The organism is Mesorhizobium sp. GbtcB19 (assembly GCF_019091085.1).
Taxonomy (GTDB): domain Bacteria; phylum Pseudomonadota; class Alphaproteobacteria; order Rhizobiales; family Rhizobiaceae; genus Mesorhizobium.
On the sequence record NZ_JAGXJY010000010.1, the window covers coordinates 43,719 to 59,268 of the forward strand.

Consider the following 15,550-nt stretch of genomic DNA (forward strand, 5'->3'; position numbering starts at 1 on the left):
CAGGACAAGATGTCATGAATGCCCCGCAAATCATCAAAACCTCGACCGGCGAAGAATTGGTCGTGATCCCCAAGGCGGATTACGAGGCGTTGTTGCATGCCGCCGAGGAGGCTCTCGAAGATGCTGCGGATGTCGCCATCTATGACGAGCGCAAAGCCGACCTCAAAACCGAAAAGGCGCTGCCGGCAGACGTGACCATGGATGTCTTGCGCGGCTCCAGTCGACTCAAGGCGCTGCGCAACTGGCGAAAGCTCACCCAGGCCGAACTGGCCGCAGCGATCGGTGTCAGCCAGGGGTTCCTGTCGGACCTCGAATCCAATCGCCGCAAGCCGTCTGAGCAAACCAGCGCAATGCTGGCGAAGGCGCTCGATATCCCCGGAGAATGGATCGAGCCTTAGTCGTTCTCAGGCCGCGTCCGACACCGCTGCTTCCTGCGTGTGCATGCGCTCGACTTCCTTCGGCGTCGGCTTGGCCACCTTCGTCACGAAGACGATGACCGCCAGCGTCAGGAAGATCGCGCCGAGCACATAGGGAGCGCCGCCGAACACGACCGGCGCCGCCGGGCTCGTGAACCAGGAAAAGATCGCCGTGTAGAGCAGCGGCGTGACGATCGAGGTGATCGAGAAGATCGAGGTCATCGCGCCCTGCAATTCGCCCTGCGCCGAAGGCGGCACCTTGGCGGCAGCGAGGCTTCTGAGCGGCGGGTCCGCCAGCGCCTCGAGGCAGCCGGCGACGATCACGGCATAGATCATCCAGCCTTGTGTCGCGAAGGCGTAGCCGAAGGCGCCGAGCGCGGTGAAGGTCAGCCCGATCGCCGCTGTCTTCCACTCGCCGAGCTTCGGGATGACCCGCGGCAGCACCGTCGCCATGACGATCGCGCCGCACAGGCCGAAGGCGCCGAGCGAAAAGCCGATCTGCGTTTGGCTCCAGCCATAGCGGTAGGTTGAGACGAACGACCAGACCGCCGGATACATCATGTGGCCGAGCGTCATCAGGAAGAAGACCAGCCCGATCCAGCCAATGCCCGGATAATTGCGCATCTGCATCAGCGTGCCGACCGGATTGGCGCGCTTCCATTCGAACGGACGGCGATGCTTCTGGTCCAGCGTTTCCGGCAGGAAGACCATCGCGATCAGGAAATTCACCAGCGCAAGCCCCGCGGCGAAATAGAACGGCACGCGCGGCCCGAAGGTGCCGAGCAGCCCACCCAGCACCGGGCCGATGACGAAGCCGACGCCGAAGGCGATGCCGAGCAGGCCGAAATTCTTCGCCCGGTTCTCATCGTTCGAGATGTCGGCGATGAAGGCCGATGTCGTCGAATAGCTGGCGCCGGAAATGCCGGCAAGCACGCGGCCGATGAACAGCATCGGATAGGACCAGGCGATGGCGCAGATCAGATTGTCGATCGAGAAGGTCAGCACCGAGGCGAGCAGGATCGGCCGGCGCCCAAAGCGATCGCTCAAGCCGCCGATGATCGGCGCGAAGAAGAACTGCATCGCCGCATAGACGAAGAACAGCCAGCCGCCCTCGATCGCGGCCTCGCTGACGCTGACGCCGCTCAATTCCTCCAGATAGGCCGGCAGCACCGGCATGATGATGCCGAAGCCGATGATGTCGAGCAAAAGCGTGGTGAAAACGAGCGCAAGGCCCCGCTTGGCGGTTTTCGGATCGATCATGGCGATAAGCTCCTCGGGCCGCCCGGGGCAAGGCGGGACGCACCTTATAGGCGAGCCAGCCGATTGGAACAATAGAAGAACGCGCTGGGCAGCCTCATCCTGACGTCAACTGACGGCGTGGAGCAGCAGGAGAAACAGGACAATTCAGCACTGCTTTTGTCCGCTGTCAGTCAAGCGGCACGAAAATAAATACGGTGATACCGCTTCTATTCGGATCACGGAACCCAAACATAGACCGCTTTTCTCCGCGCCGCGTTAAATCTTCAACAGTCGACGTAAGATCTTGTATCGTGCGCACGAATTTATTTCCGATAGAGACCAATAGAAATCCTGATTTTACACCAGCAATTTCCGCTGTCGAGCCATGCTCAACAGAGCTGACAACGACTCCGGTTCCTTCTATGCCATAGGTCGGCTTGACATCTGACAATTCAGAAAATGACACCCCAGATTTTATGAAGTAGTTAAGATTGGTTGCCGCCAACCTTTCGGTTTCACTGTTCCAAACTACCAGCCGAAAATATATTAAAATAGATGCCGCCGCCAATATCGCAATTATTATTCTTAAAATATAGTAAGAATAATTTACATCCAACGATTCGCCAAATATTCCTTTGTGCTCGGTGCCTGGAGGCGAAATACGACTTGGGTCTCTTTTAGTTGACAACTGCCCGCTGAGTGCTGGCGCCCTCTTCGGTGGCAGTTCCTTGTCCGAATCCTTGTGCCTTTCCAGGTTAGCGTTTTGTCCAGTAGCCCTATCTGAGGCTGTCGCCGTTTCCCCGACTGGGGCGCCCTGCCGTCCCGGTTGCTGCTGAGCAGCATCGTTCAAACCGTGTCTTTCTGGCTCAACAAGTTCCTTTCCTTGTGTGGTTTTCAGGTCTGGACGACCCGATAATTCTGGCCCCGCAAGCGTCTCGATCGAGGCAGGGCGTTCTTGCGTTCGTCGCTTTTCCTCTTCTGCCACGCGCGCATCGGCGGAAGTCCTCTCCTGTTCGCGTCGTTCCAATGCGGCTTGAAGCGCCTTGATAAGCTGAGCTTCTTCGGCCCTGGAGCCTCCGTGGGTTGCCAGGAAAGCGTTGCGTCGCGCCAGCGGTTGCAGCTTGCGCGGCAATTCGGTGGAAAGCGGCATTAGTGCCCCCTGCACGAGGATAGGCACCACATGCTTCTTTTGCTTCAACGCGGATTCGATCTCGACGCGAACGAAATCCTCGGGATTGTCCAGCCGCCGCCGCCCCTGCTGGTCCGTTGCGCCGAGCCAGTCACGCCCGATCACCACGAGCACGATGTCGCTAAGTGCGATCTGCGTCTCTATGTATTCTACGAAGTCAAAACCCGGCGGAATGCTATCTATGTCAAAGAACAGGCGATCCGTACCGAAATCTTCGCTCAACCGTTCATAGAGACGAACAGCGAATGCCTGCTCATCCTCTCGGCGATAGCTGATAAAAATATTCCCCGCCATGCCTCATGGCCACTGTCTGCGCAAGGCGCCTGAGCCCCTCTCGCTTGAAAGTGACAGTAACAGTAAGTGACGACATTCCGCCGCGCAAGCTCAGCCACAAATGAAGCTTGAAGCTGTTGCCGCCTCAGATCGGACCGCTCATCGTGTTGCAGTCGGAGAGCTTGCCGCTCTTGAAGCCGCGCGCCAGCCAGGTCTGCCGCTGTTGCGAGGTGCCATGGTTGAAGCTTTCCGGCACCACATAGCCCTGCATCTTTTTCTGCAGCGTGTCGTCGCCGATCTGCTTGGCGGCGTTCAGCGCGCTTTCGATATCGCCCTGCTCCAAAATACCCTTTTGCTGCGTGTAATGCGCCCACACACCGGCGAAGCAATCGGCCTGAAGCTCGATACGCACCGAGAGCTGGTTGGCGTCGGCCTCGCTCATGCCTTGCCGCATCTGGTTGAACTTGCCCATGATGCCGGTGAGGTTCTGCACGTGATGGCCGACTTCGTGCGCCACCACATAGGCGCGCGCGAACTCGCCGGAAGCGCCGAACTGCTGGTCGAGCTGCTGGAAGAAGGTCATATCGAGATAGACCTTGTGATCGCCCGGGCAGTAGAACGGCCCGGCCGCCGCCGAGGCGAAACCGCAGGCCGAACGAACCTGGCCACTGAACAGCACCAGCTTGGGATCCTCGTAGGTCAACCCTTGGGATTTGAAAATGCCGGTCCAGGTATCCTCGGTGTCGGCAAGCACGGTCGCGACGAACTGCTTCATCTCGTCATTGGCGGGCGCGTTGCCATTGTCCTGCGTCTCGGTGATCTGCCCACCGCCTCCCGGCAGCAGGCCGCCGCTGCCGTCGCCCAGGATCTGCGAGGGATCGAAGCCGAAATACCATCCTGCGAGCACGACCAGGATGACCAGGAGGATGCTGCCGCCGCCGCCAGTACGGCCGCCAATGGGGAGGCGGAACTGGCCGCCACCGCCCAATCCGCCGCCACCGCCGCTGTCGCTGCGGTCATCCTCGATGTTGTCGCTCTGACGACGGCCTCTCCAAAGCATGGCAACTCCTCGCAATGCGAATGTCCTGGAGGGACCGGTATGCCACCGCCCCCTCCAGACAATTATCGTAACGGCCAGCCGGAGTCACAAAATTTTTGTGCTCCCTGGCAGGACGGCGGGCAGTCAACTCGGATCGGAAATACGCTTCAGCGATGCGTCATCGCCCGGCGGAACGCGTCCAGAGTTTCGGCGCTGACATGATGCTCGATGCCTTCGGCGTCGATGCGAGCCGTCTCGGCGCTGACGCCAAGCGAGCGCAGGAAGGCTTCCACCGTCTGGTGGCGGATGCGGCTTTCGTCGGCGACCTTGCGGCCGGCCTCGGTCAGGAACACGCCGCGATAGGGCTTTCGCGAAACCAACCCGTCGGCGCACAGCCTGGTCAGCATCTTCGCCACCGTCGGCTGCGCTACGCCGAGCCTTGCGGCGATATCCACCTGCCGCGCTTCGTTGCCGTCCTCGATCAGGTCGGCGATCAGCTCGACATAGTCCTCGACCAGCGCGCTGCGGCGCGCCTGGCGCTGCTGCCGGAACCCTTCCGAATGGATCTCGGCATCCGGAAGCGGCTCTTCGCGTCGAACGGGTCTGTTCCTCGGCGCCAACAAACGCTCCTTCCTGTTGCCCGAATGCTGAATCGGGATCGCATCCATAGCACGAACCCCTGTCGGTCCGGCCGTTTATTTGCATTCCCGCGCAGGCGCAACCGGCGTTTACGGCAGCCCGCCGTTAGCCTGCTCTGGCGCATCACGAAAGCATGATCAATGAAATATAGCCTATTGCATAATGTTGAGCCATGGCGTAGATAAAGGGGACTTCGATACAGTCCCAGCGGAAATCCCTCATGTCCGACGCCGATGCAGTAACCGTAGCCCGACCCGCGTGGCGATTCGACAGGCCGGACGACGAGCAGCCCAGCCTGCGCGAGGTGAACGCCTCGATCGCGGTGCCGCAGACCGGCGTCTGGTTCCGCCGGCTGTTCGCCTTCATGGGGCCGGGCTACATGGTCTCGGTCGGCTATATGGATCCGGGCAACTGGGCGACCGACCTCGCCGGCGGCGCCCAGTTCGGCTACACGCTGCTTTTCATCATCATGCTGTCGAACCTGATGGCGATCCTGCTGCAGGCGCTGGCGGCCCGCCTCGGCATCGCCACCGGCCGCGACCTCGCCCAAGCGTGCCGCGCCTACTATCCTCGCCCCGTCAACCTGATGCTCTGGATCGCCTGCGAGCTGGCGATCATCGCCTGCGACCTCGCCGAGGTGATCGGCACCGCGATCGCCCTGCAGCTTCTGTTCGGCATTCCGCTGATCGGCGGCGCCATGCTCACCGCGCTCGACGCGTTTCTAGTGCTTCTCCTGATGAACAAGGGCTTCCGCTACCTCGAAGCCTTCGTCATCGCGCTGCTGATCATCATCTTCGGCTGCTTTGCCATCCAGATCTTCGTCGCCGCGCCGCCGGCCGGCACCATTCTGCATTCGATGTTCTTGCCATCGCCCGAGATCGTAACCAATCCGGCAATGCTCTACATCGCCATCGGCATCATCGGCGCGACGGTCATGCCGCATAACCTTTACCTGCATTCCTCGATCGTCCAGACCCGCGCCTATGAGCGCACCGATGCCGGCAAGCGCGACGCCATCAAATGGGCAACGACGGATTCGACCATCGCGCTGATCCTGGCGCTGTTCGTCAACGCTTCGATCCTGATCGTCGCGGCGGTCGCCTTCCACGACACCGGGCACCAGGACGTGGCCGAGATCGGCCAGGCCTTCGAGCTGCTGTCGCCGCTACTGGGCCTGAGCATTGCCTCGATCCTGTTCGCGGTCGCGCTGCTCGCCTCCGGCCTCAACTCGACGGTCACCGCCACCCTTGCCGGCCAGATCGTGATGGAGGGCTTCTTGCGCCTGCGCATCCCGCAATGGGCCCGACGCCTGTTGACGCGCGGCATCGCCATCGTCCCGGTCGTGATCGTCACCGCGCTCTACGGCGAAAAGGGCACGGCCCAGCTGCTGGTCTTCAGCCAGGTGGTGCTGTCGATGCAGCTGCCTTTCGCGGTCATCCCGCTGGTGCAGTTCGTGTCGGACAAGAAGAAGATGGGCAGTTTCGCCATACCGCGCGGCATTGCGGCTCTGGCGTGGGTGGTGGCCGCCGTCATCCTCGTGCTTAACTTCAAGCTGCTCTACGACACCATCGCCGGCTGACCGCGACATTCGCGCCGGCCGCGCTATCTTCGCGCTATGACCGAGCCGGACGAAGCCCGCAGATTCTACGCCAAGCTGATGGCCGCGCATGCACAGTCGGCCGACCCGCGCATCGAGGAGGCGTTCGCCTCGGTGCCGCGCGAGGCGTTCCTGGGCCCGGGACCATGGACTGTCTTTGCCGGCAAGGGCCGATTCGAAACGCCGCGCGCCGATCCCTCCTACATCTACCAGAACGTGCTCGTCGTGCTCGATGCCGACAAGGGCATCAACAATGGCGAGCCGATGCTGCATGCCATGTGGCTCGGCAAGGTCGCCCCGAGGCCGGGCGAGACCGTCACTCATATCGGCGCCGGCACCGGATACTACACGGCGCTGCTGGCGCGGCTGGTCGAGCCCGGCGGCAGCGTCACCGCCTTCGAGCTGGAGGCAGGCCTCGCCGCGCGCGCCGAGGCGAACCTTGCCCGATACGCCAACGTCGACGTGGTCCATGGCGACGCCGTCACCGATCCGCTGCCGCCGTCCGACGTCATCTATGTCAATGCCGGCGTCGTCGCGCCGCCCGCCGCGTGGCTGAAAGCGTTGCAGCCCGGCGGCCGCATGATCTTTCCGTGGCGCCCGTCCGAAACCGTCGGCGTCGCGGTCGTCGTCACCCGCCGGGAAAACGGCTTCGCCTGCCAACCCTTCATGGGTTCCTGGTTCATCCCCTGTGTCGGCGCCTCGGTTGCCGGCGTGGCGGCAAGAATACCGACGCGCGAGCGCGCCGCCCGCACCCGCTCGATCTGGCTGACGGCGGACAAGGCTGCGGACCGCACGGCGACCGCCATCTTCGGCGATGTCTGGTTTTCATCGCGCGCCATCCGCGCCGACAGCGCCCGATAGATTTTTTCAGGGCCTTGTCGAAATTGCGCCTGGCCGTTCGTCCTTGGAGCAATTCCAGGAAAAGTGCGAAGCGGTTTTCCGTCAGGAATTGCGTCAACCACTCTAAGAGAAGTCCGGCCTCGACGGCGCGGATCGTGAAAACGGAGAACAAAGATGCGCAAGATCATCGCCGCCACCTTCGTCAGCCTCGACGGCGTCATGCAGGCGCCGGGCGGACCGGAAGAAGACCCGGTCGGCGGCTTCAAATTCGGCGGCTGGACCTTCCACTACTTTGACGAAGTGGCCGGCGCGGCAATGGGTGAGATGTTCTCAAAACCCTTCGACCTGCTGCTCGGCCGCAGAACCTACGACATCTTCGCAGCGCACTGGCCGTATCAGAACGATCCGATCGCGGATGTCTTCAACCCCGCGACCAAATATGTGGCGACGCATCGGCCGGACAGCCTGACTTGGGAGAACACGAAGCCGCTCGGGCCGGATATCGTCGCGACGTTGCGCCGGCTCAAGCAGGAGGAAGGACCTGACCTGCTCATCCAGGGCTCAGGCAATCTGATCCAGACCCTGCTCGCCAACGGGTTGATCGACGAAATCCGACTGATGATCTTCCCGCTGGTGCTGGGCAAGGGCAAGCGGCTGTTCGGCGACAACGCGATGCCGGCCGCCTTCAAGCTCGTCAAATCACAGGTAACGAGCACCGGCGTCATCATGACGACCTATGAGCGTTCAGGCGAAATCAAGGTCGGGTCGTTCGCGCAGGAGAAACCCTCCGAGGCCGAGCTCGAGCGGCGCAGGAACTGGAAGTAGCACGAGATCCGGTGCGCGGCGGCCCGGTCCTGCCGCGCACTAGCGTCACCAGCCTCCCCTTCGCAACAACGGCCTAAACCACCAGGAGCCCGCCCATGAACCCCACCATTACCGCCTTCGAACGATCGCCCGACGGCGGCAGGGGGCTCGCGCGTGACATGCATGTGCGCTGGGCGCTCGAGGAAGTCGGCCAACCTTACGACGTTCGTCTCGTCTCGTTCACTGCGATGAAGCAGCCGGCGCACCTCGCGCTCAACCCCTTCGGCAGTATCCCGACCTACGAAGAAGGCGATCTCGCTCTGTTCGAGTCAGGCGCGATCGTCCTCCACATCGCGGTGCGTCACGCGGGCCTGCTGCCTGATGATGCGAACGCCCGGGCGCGCGCGGTCGCCTGGATGTTTGCCGCGTACAGCACAGTGGAGCCGCCGATCCTCGAGCGCGCAACCGCGGTGATCCTGGAGCACGATGCGCCGTGGCGCGAAGAGCGCCTGCCCTTGGTCGATGATCGGATCCGCCAGCGGCTGGCCGAGCTCTCCCGCCACCTTGGCGATTCCGACTGGCTCGATGGCGCCTTCAGCGCCGGCGACCTGGTCATGATCGGCGTGCTGCGCCGGCTGCAGAGATCGGGACTTCTGAACGAATTCCCGAACCTCGCCGCCTATGTCGCCCGTGGCGAGGCTCGACCGGCGTTCAAGCGTGCATTCGATGCGCAACTGGCGGTCGCCATGGCCGCGTCGAACGGCTGACCGTTCACGCCGCCTGGCGATAACGTGAGAGACCCTCGCGGATATGCCTGGCGAAAGCCTGCGCGGCCGGCTCGGCGGCATGTTTCGGCAGATGCAGGTTGACGGAAAAATTCGGCAGCGCCGGAAGTCCGGCGTCGGACAGGATGTCGAGATCGGCCGGCACCGTCGAGGCAAGCCAGGTGGTCACCGCGAGGTCCGACCGCACCGTCGCGGTCGTCGCGTCGATGTTGCCGTTCTCGAACACGGTGCGCCAGTCTAGCCCATGCTCGCCGAGCGCCGCCAGCACCGCCGGGCGGAAGGCGCAGGTGTCGGCGACGATCGAAACCGGCAGCGGCCGTTTCAACCGCGCCACACCGCCCTTGGCGCCGACCCAGACCAGCCGGTCGACGAGCAGGCATTCGCCGGCGGTGGGACCGGCGCGTTCCTCGATGACGGCAAGGTCGATGGTGCCCGCCGCCAAGGCCGCCGCGAGCTCGGGCGAGGAAGCGCAGACCAGCGAAATCTCCACCTGCGGATGGGCTTCGGCATAGGCTTTCAGCACCGGCGCGAGCAGCGTGCCGACGAGATCGTAAGGCACGCCGAGCCGCACCTGTCCGGCAACCGCCCTGCCCCTGATCTCGCTCAGAATCTCGTCGTTGAGCCGCAGCAGGCGCCTGGCCTTGTCGAGCAGCCGCTCACCAGAGCGCGTCAGCTTCAGGCCGCGGCGATCGCGCTCGAACAGGCTCTGGCCGAGCACCTCTTCCAGCCGTTTGACCTGCTGGCTGACGGCGCCTTGCGTCAAATGAAGCGCATTGGCAGCCGCCGTCATGCTCGCCTTGTCGGCGGTGGTGACGAAGGTGCGGATGAGGGTCGTGTCGAGATCGCGGATCATGGTCAGCATTATATTCCCTAATGCAAGCCATATCAAACATTGCATTTACTGATGCCGCGAAGCGCCTAAGCATGCCGGCTCCTCAGACAGGGAAGCCCGCATGTCCGAAACCATCATCCCGCTGGTCCTGTTCGCGCTGATCTCGACCTCGACACCTGGCATCGCCACGACGCTCTCGACCGCCTCCGGCGCGCAATTCGGCTTCCGCCGCTCCGTGCCGCTGATGGCCGGCAGCGCAGCAGGCTTAGCCACCGTCGCCGCCGCCGGGGCGGCAGGCCTCGCCGGTCTGCTTGCCGCCGTGCCTTCCCTGCAGCTCGCGATGAAAATCATCGGCTCGCTCTACCTGATCTGGCTGGCGGTCAAGATCGGCCGCAGCGGACCGCCCAAGCTCGACATCAGCATGGCCAGGCCGAACAGTTTTTTCGGCGGCGCCGGCATCCAGTGGATGAATCCGAAAGGCTGGGCGATGGGGCTGGGCGCCGCCGCATCCTTCGCGGCGCTGGCCGACGGTCCCTTGCAGCTTGCGCTGCTGCTCGGCGCCGTGTTCGGCCTGGCCGCTGCCTTCTCATTGTCGCTGTGGTGCGTGGCGGGAACCCTGCTTGCCCGCCTGCTCAAGACGGAGCGCCAGTGGCGCGCGCTCAACATCGTGCTCGGCCTGCTGCTGGCCGCCTCGATCCTGCAGATGTGGCGGCCCGTATGACGCCGGTTCCTCGCCCCCACGAAGGTGGGGGAGAGGTGGCTCGGCGAAGCCGAGACGGAGAGGGGACTGGCGTCGCCCTGACCAAATATCCGGCGAAGGGACTTGCCCTACGAAGGCCCCCTCTCCGGCCGCTTCGCGGCCACCTCTCCCCCGCTTTGCGGGGGCGAGGAACTAGCCTCAGACGGCGTAGCGCGCCGCAGGCTTGCCGGAGAACAGGCTGCCGAAGAACTGGTCCCTGGCGCCGAGATAGGTTGTCAGCCCGGCCGCATCGGCAAGGCCGGGCGCGGTGACGGTCTCGCCCTGGGCGAACCCGGCAAGTGCCGCGTCGACCAGATCCTCGGCACTCATGATCCAGTCCGGATTGAGCCTGTCGAGGCTGATTCCGGACACGTCCCACAACTCGGTGCGGACCGGTCCGGGCACGACGGACTGGACTTTCACTTCGGTGCCGGCGACTTCCTTCTGCAGCGCTTCCGTGAAGTTGGCGACATAGGCCTTGGTGCCGCTGTAGATGCCGCCGACCGCAATGCCATAGGCGACGACCGAGGCGATGTTGATGATCGCGCCGCGATTGCGCTTGAGCAGGCCCGGCAGCACCGCGCGGGTCAGCCTGGTCAGCGCCACGACATTGACCTTGATCATGCGCTCGGCCGCGTCGGCGTCGGCGTCGGCAATCGTCTCCAGGCCACCTACGCCGGCATTGTTGATCAGCAGCGTCACGCTGTCGTCCGTCGACACCGCCTGCTCGACGCGGCGCAAATCGGCATCGACCGCAAGATCGGCGACGATCGTCTCGACCTTGCGGCCGTAGGCATAGGCGAGCCCGTCGGCCACGTCCTGCAGCCGGTCGGCGCGGCGCGCCACCAGCACCAGATCGTAGCCCTGCCCCGCCAGCCGGTCCGCATAGACCGCGCCGATGCCCGACGACGCGCCGGTGATGACGGCCGTGCCCTTGTTGTCCTTCGTGCTCATTGTCCTGTTCCTTTTGTTCGGTTCGCTTGGCCCGGCGCCGACGACCTTGTCATCCGCCGCGGTCTCCAATTCCAATTAGTGGCATATGCCACTTTTGCCGAAGTAGGTATATGCCACTATCTTGTCAACGGCGGCGGCGAAAACTATTTTCTGCGGGAGGCTGGCGGTCTTTGCGCCGGCAAGGAGTGATCATGACCGAAGCCCAGAAACCGGGATTCAGCGACTGCAACAACGCCACGCTGCGGCGCGCCGCGCGCAGTCTCGGCCGCTTCTATGACGACGCGCTGGGGCCTTCGGGCCTGAAGAGCACCCAGTTCGGCCTGCTCTTCCAGATCCACATCAGCGACGAGCCGGCGATGGGCACCATCGCCGAGGCGCTGATCATGGATCTCTCGGCGCTCGGCCACACGCTGAAGCCGCTGATTAGAGACGGCTATGTCGAAACCTTCGCCGACAAGGACGACCGCCGCGTCAAGCGCGTGCGGCTGACGCCACGAGGCGAGGCCAAGCTGGACGAGGCGCTCAAGCTCTGGAGCGTCGCGCAGCGGCAATTCGAGGAGAAGGTCGGCGCCGAGCAGGCGGCAAAACTGCGCGCGGCGCTGGACGCGGTGGCTGATCTCGATCTGGAAATGCCGATGGCCGCTCCCTCGAACTGAGGAAGCGGCCGCTGATCAGGCTTTGAAAACAGTCACTCGGCTGGCATCGCGACCGGGCGAGCGAAGACACGACCGGCCAGCACCACGCCCAGGCCCACGATCGGGAACACGGCGGCGATCAAGCCGAGATCGGCCGGCGCGCCGAAGCGCAGCACCGCGGCACCGACGACAGCGCCCAGCGCCACGCCGAAATAGAGCGCCGAAGCGTTGAGCGACAGCACGATGGGCGCGGCGTCGGGCGCGATCTTGAGGATGCGGCTCGCCTGCGCCGGCGGGAAGGCCCAGCCTACGATGCCCCACGGCACCATCATGGCCATCAGCGCCGGTCCGGCGATCGAATGCGGCAGGAAGGTCGGGATCAGCGAGAAGGTGACCAGCATCGCGGCCGACAAGGTCAGCGACCAGGCGACGGTGCGGGTCGCGCCGAAGCGGTCGGCCGCCTGGCCGCCGGCAATGTTGCCGATGACGGCGCCGACGCCGAAGGCGAGCAGCATGCCGGGCAGCGCGATCGGGGAGAGCCCGCCGCCCTGAATGGCCAAGGGCGCGATGAAGGCGAAGACGGTGAAGGCGCCGACAAGGGCAAGGGCAGTCGTCAAAAGGATCGGCATCACGCCGGGGCGCAGCGCCGCCGCCAGCCGGCGCTTCAGCGGCAGCCTGGTGCCGACGATGCCGCGCGGCAGCCGCCACCACAGGATCGCGCCGGACAGCGCGCCAAGCCCGGCGATGGCGAAGAAGGTGCCGCGCCAGCCGGCGATCGCCGCGACCAGCGCGCCGAGCGGCGCGCCGACCGCCACCGCCACCGTGGTGCCGCCGACGACGACGGCGATGGCGCGGGCCCGATGGTGGTCGTCGACCAGCGCCACGGCCGTGCCTTGCGCGGTCGCGGCGAACAGGCCGGACGACAGCGCCATGACGATGCGGGCGATCAAAAGCAGCTCGAAGGACGAGCTCAGCGCAGCGACGATGTTGCCGATGACGAAGAATACCAGCGTCCACAGGATGACGCGCCGCCGGTCCCATTCGCCGGTCAGCGTCGCCAGAACAGGCGCGCCGATCGCATAGGCGAGCGCGAAGGCGGTGATCAGCGAGCCGGCGAGCGGCACGGATATGCCGGCGTCGGATGCAATGTCGGGAAGAAGGCTTGAAATGACGAAGCCTTCGGTCGAGATCGCAAACGATCCGAGCGCCAGCCAGAAGATCCGCTTGTCCATGGGGAATGTCCTTAGTTCAAAAGTTATTGAACAATTGGACATAGCAAGGCATGATGTCAACCGAGCCGCGACAAAATAGCTGAACCCTGCTGACAGCACTGTGTCAGGACGGGGCCGAAATAGAGAAGCCATGTCTATCGGCAGGAAAGGAAGCCGCGTTGAAGTTCGTGCCGTTTGTGCTTAATTCTGGGTCATGAGCCTGCCCCATCCCACCACCGACCAGATCAGCCTGCCGATCGTGCTTGCCGTGCTCGGCGATCCGACCCGGCTTGCCATCGTGCGCTATCTGGCCAGCAAGGAAGGCGTGCCGCTGAACTGCAGCAAGTTCCTCGACCTCGCCTCCAAGACCAATCTCAGCTACCACCTCGCCAAGCTGCGCGAGGCAGGCGTCACCCGCAGCGAAGCGGTCGGCACCAGCCGGCTGATCACGCTGCGCCGCGACGACCTCGACAAGCGTTTTCCGGGCCTGCTCGACAGCGTGATTGCCGCGGCCGACGGCGACAAGGCGCTGCCGGCGGTCGGCGTGTCCGAGGTCGAGGTTTCGGCCTGAACCGCATGCGCATCGCCGTTCTCGCAGACATCCATGGCAACGTGCTCGCATTGGACGCCGTGCTCGACGACCTCGCGCGCCGCGGCGGCGCCGACATCACCGTCGATCTCGGCGATTGCGTCTCCGGTCCGCTCTGGCCGCGCGAGACGATGGAGCGGCTGCAGGCGCTCGGCCTGCCGACGGTGCGCGGCAATCACGATCGCCGCGTCGCGCAGGATCCGGCCGACGAGGCGATGTGGCCATCCGATCGCTATGCCCAGGAACGGCTGACATCGGCGCAGCGCCAGGTGCTGCTCGACCTACCGCTTCGATTGGAGATCGCGCCCAGTATCGTCGCCTTCCACGCCCGGCCGGACCATGACGAAAAATATCTTGCCGACGCCATTGTCGACGGCCAGCTGGTGCGCGCGCCGCTGGCCGCGATCAGGCGCCGGCTGAAGCCGCTCGATCCGGCCTGCCGCCTGGTGCTGTGCGGCCACAGCCACCGCAACGAGCTGATCCGCGTCCCCGACGGCCCGGTCATCTTCAACCCCGGCAGCGTCGGCTGTCCCGCCTATGACGACGACACGCCGCCGGCGCATGTCTCCGAGCAAGGCTCGCCGCACGCCCGCTACGGCATCGTCGAGCTTGGAGCGGACAGGCATCCCGGCCGCTTCGAGGCGATCGCCGTGGACTACGACCATGAAGCCGCCGCAAAGCAGGCCGAACAGGCGGGACGGCCGGAATGGGCGCACGCGCTGCGGACCGGGTTCATGAAGGATTGAACGGAGCGCCCGATTGAACGGAGTTCGCATCCAGACTAAGCGGAGCTTATATCCACTGAGCAAATCTCATATGAAGCGCAAGGTCACGCTCCCATCGACGCTGCTCTTCGCCGCTCCATTGCTGGTCGCCCTGCCGGCCTTGGCTCAAGATGCGCCGGGACCGATTGTTTCGATTATCGGCGGCCTCGCGCCGGACGATCTCCTCAACATCCGCGTCACCGCTTCGCCGGGCGGAAAGGTGGCCGCGCGCCTGCCCAACGGCGTGGCCGTCAAGAATTTCGGCTGCAACGTCGTCAACGGCCATCCCTGGTGCAAGGTCGAGGATACGCAGGACGCGCATATCGTCGGCTGGGCGCCGGCCCGCTATCTCAGCCCCAGCAATCCCGCGCCGGCGCCTGATGACGGCACGGTTCCGACCACCGGAGACAGTGCAGCTGCGCCCGCCGAAACGCCGCCGCCGGACATCGCGACGCGGCTGGGCGGCAGCGAGCCGGCCGACCCGCCATCTGCCGAGGATATCGGCAGGACCGCCATGCAGGACGCCTATGGCCTCGCTTTCGCGGCCGCGGCAAATGCCGGGTCCGATGCCCCTACCCCGGACGCCGGCATCCCCTGCGCGCGCCATGTCGGCCAGCCGATGACCCGTTGCGAGATAAGCGTCGCGCACACGGACGGCGACAGCGCCGTGACCGTGACCTGGCCGGATGGCGGCAGCCGCGTCATCACCTTCCATGACGGCAAGCCGAGCGGCTCGGACTCAGCCGAAGAGTTCCGCTTCACGCGCGAAGGCAGCCTCAACATGATCCGCGTCGGCGTTTCCGAACGCTTCGAGATCACGGACCAGCTGGCTCTAGGGGAGTAGGGCAGTATGGCAATAAGGCAGTAGGGGAAAGAATGCACCTACTGCCCTACTGCCCTACTGCCCTACTGCCCTACTGCCCTACTGCCCTACTCCCCTACTCCCCTACTCCCCTACTCCCCTACTCCCCTACTGCCTCATTTTCGGGGTTACATCCCGCAAAA

At 64.3% G+C, this 15,550-nt stretch carries 17 protein-coding genes; 10 read left to right on the forward strand and 7 right to left on the reverse strand.

Annotation, left to right across the window (positions count from 1 at the left end; translation table 11 throughout):
* Positions 1-14: 14 nt before the first annotated feature.
* Positions 15-398 carry a helix-turn-helix transcriptional regulator gene (locus KVT37_RS18145; RefSeq protein ID WP_217575526.1) on the forward strand — a complete coding sequence of 128 codons (384 nt, stop codon included), beginning with the start codon at positions 15-17 and terminating at the stop codon, positions 396-398.
* Between the two features lie 6 nt (positions 399-404).
* On the opposite strand, the gene KVT37_RS18150 is transcribed toward KVT37_RS18145, so the two are convergent.
* The 4 genes from KVT37_RS18150 to mntR form a co-directional block, all read right to left on the reverse strand.
* Positions 405-1,676, reverse strand: a complete 1,272-nt coding sequence (locus KVT37_RS18150) for a TCR/Tet family MFS transporter (RefSeq protein WP_217575527.1) — start codon at positions 1,674-1,676, stop codon at positions 405-407.
* A gap of 166 nt (positions 1,677-1,842) precedes the next feature.
* Entirely contained in the window at positions 1,843-3,138 is a 1,296-nt protein-coding gene (locus KVT37_RS18155) for a toll/interleukin-1 receptor domain-containing protein (protein WP_217575530.1), read from the reverse strand.
* A 124-nt stretch (positions 3,139-3,262) separates the two neighbouring features.
* Complete coding sequence (locus tag KVT37_RS18160; RefSeq protein ID WP_217575532.1) at positions 3,263-4,177, reverse strand: neutral zinc metallopeptidase; 915 nt, start codon at positions 4,175-4,177, stop codon at positions 3,263-3,265.
* Between the two features lie 146 nt (positions 4,178-4,323).
* Complete coding sequence (mntR, locus tag KVT37_RS18165) at positions 4,324-4,776, reverse strand: manganese-binding transcriptional regulator MntR (protein ID WP_217575534.1); 453 nt, start codon at positions 4,774-4,776, stop codon at positions 4,324-4,326.
* A 239-nt stretch (positions 4,777-5,015) separates the two neighbouring features.
* On the opposite strand from mntR, the gene KVT37_RS18170 reads away from it, so the two are divergent.
* The 4 genes from KVT37_RS18170 (at position 5,016) to KVT37_RS18185 (ending at position 8,803) form a co-directional block, all read left to right on the forward strand.
* Positions 5,016-6,374, forward strand: coding sequence for an Nramp family divalent metal transporter (locus KVT37_RS18170; protein ID WP_217575535.1), 1,359 nt, complete (start codon positions 5,016-5,018; stop codon positions 6,372-6,374).
* Between the two features lie 36 nt (positions 6,375-6,410).
* A complete protein-coding gene (locus KVT37_RS18175; RefSeq protein WP_217575537.1) occupies positions 6,411-7,253 on the forward strand; it encodes a protein-L-isoaspartate O-methyltransferase in 843 nt (280 codons plus the stop codon).
* Positions 7,254-7,406: 153 nt separating this feature from the next.
* On the forward strand, positions 7,407-8,057 hold the full coding sequence (locus tag KVT37_RS18180; RefSeq protein ID WP_217575539.1) for a dihydrofolate reductase family protein: 651 nt from the start codon (positions 7,407-7,409) through the stop codon (positions 8,055-8,057).
* Between the two features lie 95 nt (positions 8,058-8,152).
* Complete coding sequence (locus KVT37_RS18185) at positions 8,153-8,803, forward strand: glutathione S-transferase family protein (RefSeq protein ID WP_217575541.1); 651 nt, start codon at positions 8,153-8,155, stop codon at positions 8,801-8,803.
* A 4-nt stretch (positions 8,804-8,807) separates the two neighbouring features.
* On the opposite strand, the gene KVT37_RS18190 is transcribed toward KVT37_RS18185, so the two are convergent.
* Entirely contained in the window at positions 8,808-9,674 is an 867-nt protein-coding gene (locus tag KVT37_RS18190; protein WP_217575826.1) for a LysR family transcriptional regulator, read from the reverse strand.
* Between the two features lie 100 nt (positions 9,675-9,774).
* Between KVT37_RS18190 and KVT37_RS18195 the strand changes: the two genes are divergently transcribed.
* The gene (locus tag KVT37_RS18195) at positions 9,775-10,374 is read left to right on the forward strand and encodes a LysE family translocator (protein ID WP_217575544.1); all 600 of its coding nucleotides are present in this window, start codon (positions 9,775-9,777) and stop codon (positions 10,372-10,374) included.
* Positions 10,375-10,551: 177 nt separating this feature from the next.
* Here KVT37_RS18195 and KVT37_RS18200 read toward each other — a convergent pair whose 3' ends face one another.
* The gene (locus KVT37_RS18200; protein ID WP_217575546.1) at positions 10,552-11,346 is read right to left on the reverse strand and encodes an SDR family oxidoreductase; all 795 of its coding nucleotides are present in this window, start codon (positions 11,344-11,346) and stop codon (positions 10,552-10,554) included.
* A 191-nt stretch (positions 11,347-11,537) separates the two neighbouring features.
* On the opposite strand from KVT37_RS18200, the gene KVT37_RS18205 reads away from it, so the two are divergent.
* Positions 11,538-12,002 carry a MarR family winged helix-turn-helix transcriptional regulator gene (locus KVT37_RS18205; protein WP_217575548.1) on the forward strand — a complete coding sequence of 155 codons (465 nt, stop codon included), beginning with the start codon at positions 11,538-11,540 and terminating at the stop codon, positions 12,000-12,002.
* Between the two features lie 32 nt (positions 12,003-12,034).
* On the opposite strand, the gene KVT37_RS18210 is transcribed toward KVT37_RS18205, so the two are convergent.
* Positions 12,035-13,213 carry an MFS transporter gene (locus KVT37_RS18210; protein WP_217575550.1) on the reverse strand — a complete coding sequence of 393 codons (1,179 nt, stop codon included), beginning with the start codon at positions 13,211-13,213 and terminating at the stop codon, positions 12,035-12,037.
* Positions 13,214-13,406: 193 nt separating this feature from the next.
* On the opposite strand from KVT37_RS18210, the gene KVT37_RS18215 reads away from it, so the two are divergent.
* The 3 genes from KVT37_RS18215 (at position 13,407) to KVT37_RS18225 (ending at position 15,389) form a co-directional block, all read left to right on the forward strand.
* Complete coding sequence (locus KVT37_RS18215) at positions 13,407-13,763, forward strand: helix-turn-helix transcriptional regulator (protein ID WP_217575552.1); 357 nt, start codon at positions 13,407-13,409, stop codon at positions 13,761-13,763.
* A gap of 5 nt (positions 13,764-13,768) precedes the next feature.
* Positions 13,769-14,527 (forward strand): metallophosphoesterase, encoded by a 759-nt coding sequence (locus KVT37_RS18220; RefSeq protein WP_217575554.1) that lies wholly within the window; start codon positions 13,769-13,771, stop codon positions 14,525-14,527.
* Between the two features lie 70 nt (positions 14,528-14,597).
* The gene (locus KVT37_RS18225; protein WP_217575556.1) at positions 14,598-15,389 is read left to right on the forward strand and encodes an SH3 domain-containing protein; all 792 of its coding nucleotides are present in this window, start codon (positions 14,598-14,600) and stop codon (positions 15,387-15,389) included.
* Positions 15,390-15,550: the final 161 nt, after the last annotated feature.

Excerpts from the sequence above, each read along its gene's own strand:
- KVT37_RS18145 (WP_217575526.1), top strand. The coding sequence starts at position 15 with ATGAATGCCCCGCAAATCATCAAAACCTCGACCGGCGAAGAATTGGTC.
- KVT37_RS18150 (WP_217575527.1), bottom strand. The coding sequence starts at position 1,676 with ATGATCGATCCGAAAACCGCCAAGCGGGGCCTTGCGCTCGTTTTCACC.
- KVT37_RS18155 (WP_217575530.1), bottom strand. The coding sequence starts at position 3,138 with ATGGCGGGGAATATTTTTATCAGCTATCGCCGAGAGGATGAGCAGGCA.
- KVT37_RS18160 (WP_217575532.1), bottom strand. The coding sequence starts at position 4,177 with ATGCTTTGGAGAGGCCGTCGTCAGAGCGACAACATCGAGGATGACCGC.
- KVT37_RS18170 (WP_217575535.1), top strand. The coding sequence starts at position 5,016 with ATGTCCGACGCCGATGCAGTAACCGTAGCCCGACCCGCGTGGCGATTC.
- KVT37_RS18175 (WP_217575537.1), top strand. The coding sequence starts at position 6,411 with ATGACCGAGCCGGACGAAGCCCGCAGATTCTACGCCAAGCTGATGGCC.
- KVT37_RS18180 (WP_217575539.1), top strand. The coding sequence starts at position 7,407 with ATGCGCAAGATCATCGCCGCCACCTTCGTCAGCCTCGACGGCGTCATG.
- KVT37_RS18185 (WP_217575541.1), top strand. The coding sequence starts at position 8,153 with ATGAACCCCACCATTACCGCCTTCGAACGATCGCCCGACGGCGGCAGG.
- KVT37_RS18190 (WP_217575826.1), bottom strand. The coding sequence starts at position 9,674 with ATGATCCGCGATCTCGACACGACCCTCATCCGCACCTTCGTCACCACC.
- KVT37_RS18195 (WP_217575544.1), top strand. The coding sequence starts at position 9,775 with ATGTCCGAAACCATCATCCCGCTGGTCCTGTTCGCGCTGATCTCGACC.
- KVT37_RS18200 (WP_217575546.1), bottom strand. The coding sequence starts at position 11,346 with ATGAGCACGAAGGACAACAAGGGCACGGCCGTCATCACCGGCGCGTCG.
- KVT37_RS18205 (WP_217575548.1), top strand. The coding sequence starts at position 11,538 with ATGACCGAAGCCCAGAAACCGGGATTCAGCGACTGCAACAACGCCACG.
- KVT37_RS18210 (WP_217575550.1), bottom strand. The coding sequence starts at position 13,213 with ATGGACAAGCGGATCTTCTGGCTGGCGCTCGGATCGTTTGCGATCTCG.
- KVT37_RS18215 (WP_217575552.1), top strand. The coding sequence starts at position 13,407 with ATGAGCCTGCCCCATCCCACCACCGACCAGATCAGCCTGCCGATCGTG.
- KVT37_RS18220 (WP_217575554.1), top strand. The coding sequence starts at position 13,769 with ATGCGCATCGCCGTTCTCGCAGACATCCATGGCAACGTGCTCGCATTG.
- KVT37_RS18225 (WP_217575556.1), top strand. The coding sequence starts at position 14,598 with ATGAAGCGCAAGGTCACGCTCCCATCGACGCTGCTCTTCGCCGCTCCA.